At 32.4% G+C, this 9,956-nt stretch carries 10 protein-coding genes and 2 other annotated features; all 10 genes read right to left on the bottom strand.

Annotation, left to right across the window (positions count from 1 at the left end; all coding sequences use genetic code 11):
• Window positions 1–89 precede the first annotated feature (89 nt).
• Window positions 90–1,478, bottom strand: a complete 1,389-nt coding sequence (locus HMPREF9129_RS04845) for a uracil-xanthine permease family protein (RefSeq protein ID WP_004820944.1) — start codon at window positions 1,476–1,478, stop codon at window positions 90–92.
• Between the two features lie 95 nt (window positions 1,479–1,573).
• Window positions 1,574–2,338, bottom strand: a complete 765-nt coding sequence (locus tag HMPREF9129_RS04840; RefSeq protein WP_004820942.1) for an ABC transporter ATP-binding protein — start codon at window positions 2,336–2,338, stop codon at window positions 1,574–1,576.
• On the bottom strand, window positions 2,331–3,224 hold the full coding sequence (locus tag HMPREF9129_RS04835) for an ABC transporter permease (protein WP_004820941.1): 894 nt from the start codon (window positions 3,222–3,224) through the stop codon (window positions 2,331–2,333). The genes HMPREF9129_RS04840 and HMPREF9129_RS04835 overlap by 8 nt, the downstream gene beginning before the upstream one ends.
• 12 nt (window positions 3,225–3,236) lie before the next feature.
• Entirely contained in the window at window positions 3,237–4,211 is a 975-nt protein-coding gene (locus HMPREF9129_RS04830; protein WP_004820939.1) for an ABC transporter substrate-binding protein, read from the bottom strand.
• Window positions 4,212–4,255: 44 nt separating this feature from the next.
• Window positions 4,256–4,466: a binding site (T-box leader), on the bottom strand.
• Between the two features lie 48 nt (window positions 4,467–4,514).
• Complete coding sequence (locus HMPREF9129_RS04825; protein ID WP_004820937.1) at window positions 4,515–5,492, bottom strand: ABC transporter substrate-binding protein; 978 nt, start codon at window positions 5,490–5,492, stop codon at window positions 4,515–4,517.
• A gap of 145 nt (window positions 5,493–5,637) precedes the next feature.
• Window positions 5,638–5,875 (bottom strand) — a binding site (T-box leader).
• A gap of 11 nt (window positions 5,876–5,886) precedes the next feature.
• Complete coding sequence (gene mmuM / locus HMPREF9129_RS04820) at window positions 5,887–6,840, bottom strand: homocysteine S-methyltransferase (RefSeq protein WP_004820935.1); 954 nt, start codon at window positions 6,838–6,840, stop codon at window positions 5,887–5,889.
• A complete protein-coding gene (locus HMPREF9129_RS04815; RefSeq protein ID WP_004820934.1) occupies window positions 6,824–8,263 on the bottom strand; it encodes an alanine/glycine:cation symporter family protein in 1,440 nt (479 codons plus the stop codon). Before HMPREF9129_RS04815 ends, mmuM begins: the two co-directional genes overlap by 17 nt.
• Before the next feature lie 228 nt (window positions 8,264–8,491).
• Window positions 8,492–8,998, bottom strand: a complete 507-nt coding sequence (locus HMPREF9129_RS04810) for a GNAT family N-acetyltransferase (RefSeq protein WP_004820931.1) — start codon at window positions 8,996–8,998, stop codon at window positions 8,492–8,494.
• 27 nt (window positions 8,999–9,025) lie between these two features.
• Window positions 9,026–9,739, bottom strand: coding sequence for an NAD(+) synthase (gene nadE / locus HMPREF9129_RS04805; protein WP_004820930.1), 714 nt, complete (start codon window positions 9,737–9,739; stop codon window positions 9,026–9,028).
• A 9-nt stretch (window positions 9,740–9,748) separates the two neighbouring features.
• Window positions 9,749–9,956 (bottom strand): DUF1949 domain-containing protein (locus HMPREF9129_RS12295; protein ID WP_004820928.1); only part of this gene is annotated, 208 nt, incomplete at its 5' end.

Here is a 9,956-nt window from a genome sequence, read left to right as displayed (position 1 = left end):
TTTAGATTTGTTCATATTTGCTTTTAATTGGTAATCTGCAAATATCATTGAAAGCGACTTTTTTATTTATTTTAGGAAATTACTATTTATTAATTACACTTATCTATTTCTTCTCTTTCTCTCTGTTCTTCTTCAATAGTCTTCTTAGGTAAAATTATATTTAAAAAGAAAACAACCATTGTAGCCAAAATTACAGGAGATGAAGTTAGTATCATATGAATTGTAGGATGAGCTGCTTCTAACAATTCAGTTGCCGGTTTTACTGAATTGACTCCCATTCCAAGTGCAATTCCCAAACCCACTATAGTAGAGTTTCTAACTGAAAGTTCTTCAGAAGTTATAAGCTTCATACCATTCATAGTTATCTGTGCAAAAACTGAAATAGTAGCTCCACCAATTACACATTGAGGTATTGACATCATAACTCCTCCAAACTTTGGTATAAAACCTGCTATTAAAATCATTGCAGCAGTGATTACTAAAACTTTTCTAGCTACAACTTTAGTCATTGATACTATACCAACATTCTGTGAATATGTAGCTGTAGGAAGAGATCCCATAAATCCACCTAATATAGAAGATAACCCCATAGAAGTTATTCCTCCTGAGATTTCTACATCAGTAGCTTCTCTGTCCAATCCTCCTATAGTAGTTGAAGATAAATCTCCAACTGCTTGCACTGAGTTCACGATAAACATTATGGACATCACAAATAATGCGGACGGTACAAATTCTATTCCCATAGGTAAAATTTTGGGAAATGTAAACCAAGCTGCATTTTGTGCATTTGTAAAATTAATAAAGCCTGGAGCAATAGTTAAATTGAGAATAATAGAAACTATGTAACCTACTAACATTCCCACTAGAATTGCAGCTAACTTAATTATCCCCTTTCCATACATATTACAGATTAAAACTACAACCAATGTCAGAATTGCAACTCCCCAGTTGTAAATACTTCCATACATAGGATTGCCATTTCCCCCTGCCATGTATCCAATTGCAACAGAATATAGTGACAATCCAATTGTCAATACCACTGTACCACTAACTATAGGTGGAAAAAACTTTCTTATCTTCCCAATTAACATACCAACTATTATAGCTACCAATCCACCTACAACTTCAGCACCAAAAACAGCCGGCATTCCATATTTTAATCCTATTTGTAATAAAATAGGTATGTAAGAAAATGAAACTCCCATAATCACCGGTAATTTTGCACCGAATTTTAAAACAGGATACAATTGTATCATTGTAGCTATTGCAGCTAAAAACATTCCAGCTTGTATGATATAGATAGATTGTTCTGGAGCTATTTCATGCGGTGTTCCCTTAAGAGCATTTGCAAGCACAAGTGCCGGAAGACTATTTCCTACAATCATAGCCAATAAATGTTGCAAAGCTATAGGAAACGACCTATTGAAACTTGGTTGACCATCTAAATCAAACAGTGAATTATTATTATTTTTTATCATATAAACCCCCTTATGTTAATATTTTATCGTTATTAAGCCCTCATATCAACCAAAAACTCCAGTTTTAGCTGGAGTTAGTTATTATTTATATTTATTTATGCTATGCTTCTTTCTATATTTTCGTTATATTTCCTATTTAATTCATCTTCTGTTATTTCAGAAGCTTTTACATCTAATATAACTTTACCTTTATTTAGCATAATTATTCTATCAGAATAATCAATAGCATTTTTTAAATTATGTGTAATCATCAAAGTAGTGATTTTTTCTCTTTTTATAAGATTTGCTGTCTTATCCATTATTATTTTAGAAGTCTTAGGGTCCAAGGCTGCTGTATGTTCATCTAGTAGTAATACTGATGGTTTTTTTAAAGTTGCCATCAAAAGTGATAGGGATTGTCTTTGCCCTCCTGAAAGAAATTTCACTTTTGTTTTCAATTTATTTTCAAGTCCTAAGTCAACTTCTTTCAATTTATTTACTATTAAATTTACATCTGTATTTCTCAACAGCCTTGCAAACGAAAATTTCTCAGATTTTTTCAAAGATAGCGCCATGTTTTCTAATATATCTAATGATGGGCTAACTCCTTTTGACGGGTCTTGGCTTACTTTTCCTATATATACAGCTCTATCTTTTTCACAAAGTTTTGTTAAATCCACTCCGTCTAAATCTATACTGCCGCTGTCAACATCAATTGCACCACTTATCATATTAAACAAAGTGCTCTTTCCACATCCATTAGGTCCCAAAATTGTTGTACATTTATTTTCTTCTATATTAAGTGAAAAATTATCAAATATCCTATTTTCTTCAGGTGTTGATGCATAAAAAGTTTTGCTCAAATTTCTTATACTAAGCATTTTTATTCCTCCTACTTTGTATAAATTTTAATCCATAAGTTGCTGTTGTATTATTGTATGCAATGAAAAGTATTACAATAAGTGCTGTTACCATCTTCAAACTTTGTGGGTCAAGTCCTTTGTAAAGCGCAAGTCCTGCTATTAATCTATATGCTATTGCACCTATAATGGCTCTTGTAGTAACTCCCAATTTATTTGAATTTCTTAAAAAAGTATCTCCAATTATTATAGAAGCAAGTCCTGTTACTATCATTGTCGCTCCCATTCCTGCGTCTGCAAATCCATTGTATTGTGCCATTAAACTTCCACTAAAGGCTATTATCGCATTTGAAATCATAAGCCCGAACATTGTATAAAAGTCTGGGTTTTGTCCCAATGATTTCACTAATGATTCGTTATCTCCTGTTACAAATAGAAGATATCCTTTTTCTGTTTTAAAGAAATAATCAAGGGCCAATTTAACTATTATTACTATTATTCCAAGTAACACTATTTTGGGAACATTTGGAAATTTTGTAAAAATAGTTTCGCTGTTTATAAGAGGTATGTTCGCCTTTCCAGTTATTTTTAAATTCACAGAATATAAAATTGTCATGGTTAAGATACCTGCTAATAGTGCTTCTATTTTTAACTTTTTATACAATAAATATGTTATCCAACCTGCCAATAGCCCTCCTAAAAAACTAAATGCCATTCCAACATATATATTCATTCCTTGAGTTACAAATTTTGCAAATATGAATGCTCCTAAAGGAAATGTACCTTCAAGCGATAAATCTGCTATTCTTAAAATTTTATATGTGATTACGACTCCTATTGATAATAGGGCAAATATTAATCCCATTTCTACAGATGCCGTAACAACCGGCAATAGTCTTTCTAACATTTTTTCCTCCGTTTAATTACTTACTTCTTTTGCTCCTTCAAATAAATCTTTTCTATCAGAAATATTTAAGGCTTCTGCTGTATTTTTATTAACCACTCTTGTTGAATCTTTTAAAAATACCACCGGTATGTCAGATGGTTTTTCTCCATCTACTATTTTCTTAGCTATATTAGCGGCTTCTCTTCCAAGTACGTTGTAATCAATTCCATCAGTTAATAACATTCCATTTTCAACCGGTCCTTCTTCTCCAGCTAGAGAAGGAATTTTATTTTCCATCAATACTTTTGAAATTGTAGTTGCTGCTGATGATGCTAAATTATCTTGTATTGCAAAGTATGCGTCAATCTTAGGAACTAAAGAATTTATAGCTTGAGCAACATCATTAGTTGAACTAAGTCCTTGTGCAACTATCTCTATTCCTTTTTTATCAGCAAAACTTTTTATTTCTTTTATCTGTGCTTCTGAATTTACTTCTCCTGTTGAGTAAAGAATTCCTATGCTCTTTGTCTCAGGGAAAATTTCTAAAAATTTATTTAATTGTGTTTCTACTGAAAAGTAATCTGAAACTCCTGTTACATTTGCACCCGGTTTTTCATTACTTGCTACAAGTTCTGCGCTTTCAGGGTCTGTTACTGCATTGAATATTATCGGAATATCTTTTACAGCACTTTGAGCTCCTTGTGCTGCTGGTGTAGCAATCGCATAGATTAAATCTACTCCATCTCCCTCAAATTTCTTAGCAGTTGTTGGAATAAGTCCCATATCCGCTTGCACATTTACAACTTCAACATCAGCGTCTACTCCCAAAGTTTTAAGTTCTTCCACAAAACCTTCTCTAGCTCTATCAAGTGCAATGTGCTCTGCAAATTGTATAATTCCAACTTTAACTTTTTCTTCGTTTGAATTCTCAACTTTAGAATTCTTTGTTGCTGTGTTTCCACAACCCACTAACACCAAACTGATAAGTACTAATAATAATTTTTTCATCTCTTTCTCCTCCTTAATAAAAAAAGCCCTTCAACCCCTCTAGTATGAGGGGCGAAGGACTAAACTCCGCGGTACCACCCTGATTATAGCACTTGCTACATCTCTTTTCTGGTAACGACAGACACGTATCTACTTACTATTATTTCAATAGATAACCTGAGGAATGTATTAAAATACCGTTTAATATCGACTCTCAGCTCAGTCCGACTCTCTGTGATTAACCTTGTATTTCTTTCTTTCCTCAATAGGCTTTTTTAAATTAATATGAATTATAGTACTATATCGGTTTAAAGTCAAGATTAATTATTGAATTTTTTCTACATCTTTAAAACCCTCTGCATTTAAGTCTACGCCCAATGCTTCAGCGGTTTTTACATTTACAAGCTTTGTATTAACTTCATTTAATTCAACAGGAATGTTGGCAACTTGTTCTCCATTTAAAATTTTTACTGCCATTCTACCCGCTTGCTTTCCTTGTTCCTTATAGTTAACTCCCTCGCTCATCAATAGACCATTTTTAACTTGTCCTTCTTCTGCTGATAATGATGGCAATTTACTCTTTATAAGAGTATCAGAAACAATAGGAGCTGCATTTGCAACTAAATTATCAGTTAGTGCAAACAATGCATCAATCTTAGGAGCTATTGAAGCAACTGCTTGTGGTATATCTGTTACTGCACTTACGCCAACAGTTTCAAGTTTAATTCCTCTCTTAGCTAAATTGTTCTTTAATTCTTCTATTTGCACTAAAGAATTTTGCTCAGAAGTGTTATAGATTACTCCAAAAGTTTTTACATCAGGATATATTTTTAAGAAGCTATCAATTTGAGCTTCACTGCTTACATAATCCGAAACCCCTGTTACATTTGAATCAGGTTTTTCAAAAGTTTTTACAAGCTCAGCACCTACAGGGTCTGTTACTGAACTAAAAACAATTGGAATATCTGTTACAGTATTTTTTGCAGCTTGAGCAGCCGGTGTAGCAATTGCATAGATTAAATCCACGCCATCTGCTTTTAAACTTTGAGCAATTGTGTTAGTTAGAGACATATCTCCATTTGCTGATTGCTCAATAACTTCAGCATCAATTCCACTCTCTTTAAGTTGTTCAACGAATCCTTCTCTTGCCGCATCTAATGATACGTGGTCCATAAATTGTACAATTCCAACTTTTACTTTCTTTCCACTTTCTTTTCCACTCTCTGCAGCTTGCTCAGCCGGTTTACTACTTTGACAACCAACTAATAACAAAAGAACTAATAGCGATAATAACTTTTTCATTTTTTCTTCCTCCTAAAAATACACTCTTAAATATTTTAAGTTTAAATTTATTTTGTATGAGCTAAGGCCTTAAGCTCTTTAAAATACATTTTTAATTTTTACAGCAGCAATATACAATTTAGATAATAAAAAAAAGCTTCGTCCTACATAGGACGAAGCATCGTGGTACCACCTAATTTTATAATCTAACTTTATGTATAGATTACCTCACTAGCGTCAATAAACGCCTTGCCTTAGATAACGGTGGCCGCCGTAACAGTCTACTTAAAATTTCTACCATTAAGCTCAAGAGTGAATATTACATACTTACTTTATATCGGCTCTCACCAACCCCGACTCTCTTGGATAAAGATACATATCTTTTTCTCTTTCTCAGCTTTAAATGTATTCTACTTTAAAGTGCAATTGATGTCAACAAGTTTTTAATCTTTTTGTTTTTTATACTATCTGCAAGTTTCTTTATATCTTGCGGTGTAGTCTTGCAACAACCGCCTATTATATTAGCACCAGCTCTTATCCAATTTTCAGCTAAATCAAACACACATTGACCATTTCCAGACCATGTTTTTGAAACAGGGTCAAAAATTTCTCCACTATTTGGATATACTACTATATTTCCGTTGTAAACTGACTTTATTTCCCTTATCAAACTCTCTAAAAATTCAGGGGCAGTACAATTTATTCCTATACCTTTTAAATATTTTCCATTTAAATTACCAGCGCACTCTCGTATAGACGTTCCATCTGAAATACTATATTCATCCTTTGCACTAAAACTTATATAGTATTCAACTTCAAGTTCTTCACAAATTTTCTGAATTACTAAAGCCTCTCTAAAAGAAGGTATAGTTTCACAAGCAAATAACTCTACCCCTTCATCTTTTAAAATTTTAATCTTTTCATAGTGAAAATCTCTCATCTCACTATCTAAAACTTCATAATTACCAGTATATTCACTTCCATCTGACAAGAAAGCTCCGTACGGTCCTATTGACGCACCAATTATAGGTTCAACTTCAACACTATTCTTTAATAAATATTCTTCCTTAGCTTCATTGGCTATTCTAAATGACTTCTTGATTATCTCTATTGCCTCATCTTTTGTATAACCTCTCTTCATAAGACCTTTTATCGTCGTTTGATAACTAGATGTCAAAATTATATCACATCCCGCCTCTAAGTAAGAAAGATGAACCTTCTTTATAGCCTCTGAATCCTCTATTAATATTTTAGTGCTCCATAATGAATCATTTATATTCTTGCCCGCCCTTTCAAGTTCAGTGGCAAGCGCTCCATCTAAAACTAATATCTTTTTTAAACTAATTAATTCATCAATACTTTTCTTCATTTCTCTCCTCCAATACACCGTAAGAAACTATAGGTGGATTTTCTCCTCTATTCAAAGCCGGTAAATATCTGTACCAAAAATCTGTAAATAATCTTTTAATCTCCTTTAAATTTCCAACTATTAACACTAATGTCAACAATACATACATTCCTGAAATTAAATCTGTTATAGACCACAACAAGTCAGCTTTAATATTTGAGAAAAAGACTATTGGAGCTAAAAAATAAATAATATATAAATTTGTCGCAATCTTATTAAATTTAGTATCCCCAAAAATATAATTTACAGACTTTGAAAGACTATAATACATCCCAACAATTGTAGTCCAACCAAATACAGATATTATTATTGCCATTAAAACTATTCCAAAATTACCAAAAACTTCTCCAAAAGCAAGAGTTGTAAGCTCAGCGCTGTAAGCTTCTCCAAACTTTATATATGAGTCAGTAACTATTACTATCAAGGCGGTTACAGTACATATTACCAAATCACCTATAATCTCTCCCCATCCCCAAGATGATTGTCTAACAGGGTGGTCTGTTATAGCCGGTGCATGAACCACCATTCCATAACCCGTTCCAGCGTCTGAGGAATATATTCCCCTTGCAATTCCATACCTTATTGATTCTTTAACAGTAGCTCCTATAAAACCGCCTTTCGCAGCTGCCGGATTAAACGCATATATAAAAATAGATTGAAATGACGGTAAGATTTTATCCGCATTAACTACCATGATTATTATTCCAAATAAAACATAAAAAATTGCCATTACAGGCACTACTCTTTCTAATAGTTCCGATATTCTTCTAATTCCTTTATATATCGTAAAAAATACACTCAGTCCCAAAATTCCTAATATTATTACAGATGATATATCAGCCGCTTGTCTGATTGACGACTGAATAGATTCACTTTGAACCACATTAGTCCAAGGTCCAAAGATAATTACAAAGAACGCCACTATGTATCCACCCTTTTTCCAGCCCATTGAATTCTTCATTACAAAAGACCTATCACTTACGTATTCATCAATGGACTTATTAAATTTAACTCTATACCTTTGAGCTAAAATTATTTCAGAAGCTTTTAGTGATGTTCCAAAAATATCAGCTACCCACAACCAAAATACCGCCCCTGGTCCTCCTGAGGCAACCGCCGAAGCAACTCCCCCTATATTGCCTATACCTATCGTATTGGCTAGAGCTGTACAAGCTGCTGCAAATCCTGAAATTGTTCCCTTCCCCTTATTATCTTTCTGAAATATTTGAAAATAAGTATTTTTAAAATGAAAAATCGGATGTAATAAATATTTTCCCCTATAAAAAAATGTCAGTAAAATTCCCGCTAACAATATCGTTCCAACTAATGGCCAACCCCAAATCCATTCTGAGAATTCAGCCAACTTTTGTGCAATTAAATTCATCTAACCCCTCCTATGCTATTTATTTAATATAAACGATATTGTGTTATTAGTGTTAATACTGTTTTAATATAGTTGGGTATAGATAAAAAATATAACATAAAAGTTTTTATCAAACTTTTACTATAAAACATGAAAAATGCTCATAAAAAATTAAATTATCCTGGCAACACCATAAATTTAATTATTAAGAGCTAAAATTTTATATTTATTTTATTATTTATACTTATTCTAAATCATAAGTTCAAATCCATATTCATGAAAAGTGTAGTTTTCATCTATGACTTCTGTGTACATTCCCGGAACTTTTGTAAAACCATTTTTGATATACAAGTTTATAGCTGGTGTGTTCTCTCTAACTACTAAAAATCTTATACACTCTCCACCCATTTCCTTTGCTACTTTTTTTGCACATTCAATGGTTTTAAATCCCAAACCCTTATTAAGGTATTTGACATTTACTCCAAATCTATAAAAATATATTATTTTTTTATCAGTTTCTGCCCATTCAATCCCCTTGGACTCACTTCTTTCTGAACTTATTTTTATACAAGATATTATTTCTCCTCTATCTTTTAATAAATAGAGAGACTCTTCTAAAATATCTTGTTCTAAAAAACAAAAAGGATATTCTTCATTCCAAAAATTCATCCCATCATTTTCTATCTTTTTTACAAGCTCTGCATATATCGTGTTTATCTTTGGTAAATCAGCTATTGTAGCTTTTATAAATTCCATATTTTTTAAAATCAACTTGTTTATAGTTTACTTTTTTCTCTTGTAAATTAAGGCAAATTTTCTCTTGTGCTCAGAATTTTTGTGCATTCTATCTATTTTTTCTCCAATTTCTCCATCAGCCTTTTCTCCTTTGATGTGAGCATTTAGAGTGGCATAACTAAATCCCATTTCTTTTTCATCTGTCTGTTCTTCCCAAAGTCCCGCAGATGGCTCTTTATCTATAATTTTGCTTGGTATCCCAAGTTCCCTTGCCAACTCATAAACTTCATTTTTTAAAAATTCAGCTAAAGGTATTAAGTCAGAACCTGAATCTCCATACTTTGTATAGTACCCAATATAAAATTCAGAAGCATTTGAACTTCCTAATACTAAGTATCCTAAATCTTGTGCATAATAATATAAAGTTGTCATTCTAAGACGTGGTTTTATGTTTGACCTAGCCATTCTATTTTCAGAATTAAATGAACTTGATATCAACTGTCTATAAGTTTGTGTTAAATCAACTTTTTCAATTTTCAAATCTATTGCTTCCGCAACTAACCTTGCGTCTGCTTCATCATTTTCGTTACTCTCACAAGGCAAAATCAAACCCAATGTCGTATCTGGAAATGCACGCTTTGCAAGTGCTCCAACCACCGCTGAATCTATTCCTCCGCTAAGTCCCAATATAAGACCTTTTGATCCGGCATTTTCAACTGTTTCTCTCATCCATTTTACTATATCTTCAATTTCTCTTTTCATAATTTCCTCTTAATAAAGTATTTTATTTTCCTTGACCGGCAACAAGAGAGTATTTTTAACTTCGTAACTAACTCCCCCACCGGTCATATTCATCATATCTTTTATAAGTTTGTCATCATCTAATCTTCTATGCAAAGTCACTTCAACTTTATCTGTATAATTTTCATTTAAAATTATATATTCATTTTTAATCAGATAATTAGTTATTGCTCCATGA

This window comes from Peptoniphilus indolicus ATCC 29427, from assembly GCF_000227315.1.
Lineage (GTDB): Bacteria > Bacillota > Clostridia > Tissierellales > Peptoniphilaceae > Peptoniphilus > Peptoniphilus indolicus.
The sequence above is the reverse complement of the archived record's forward strand: the minus strand, read 5'-3'. Positions and strand labels throughout refer to the sequence as shown.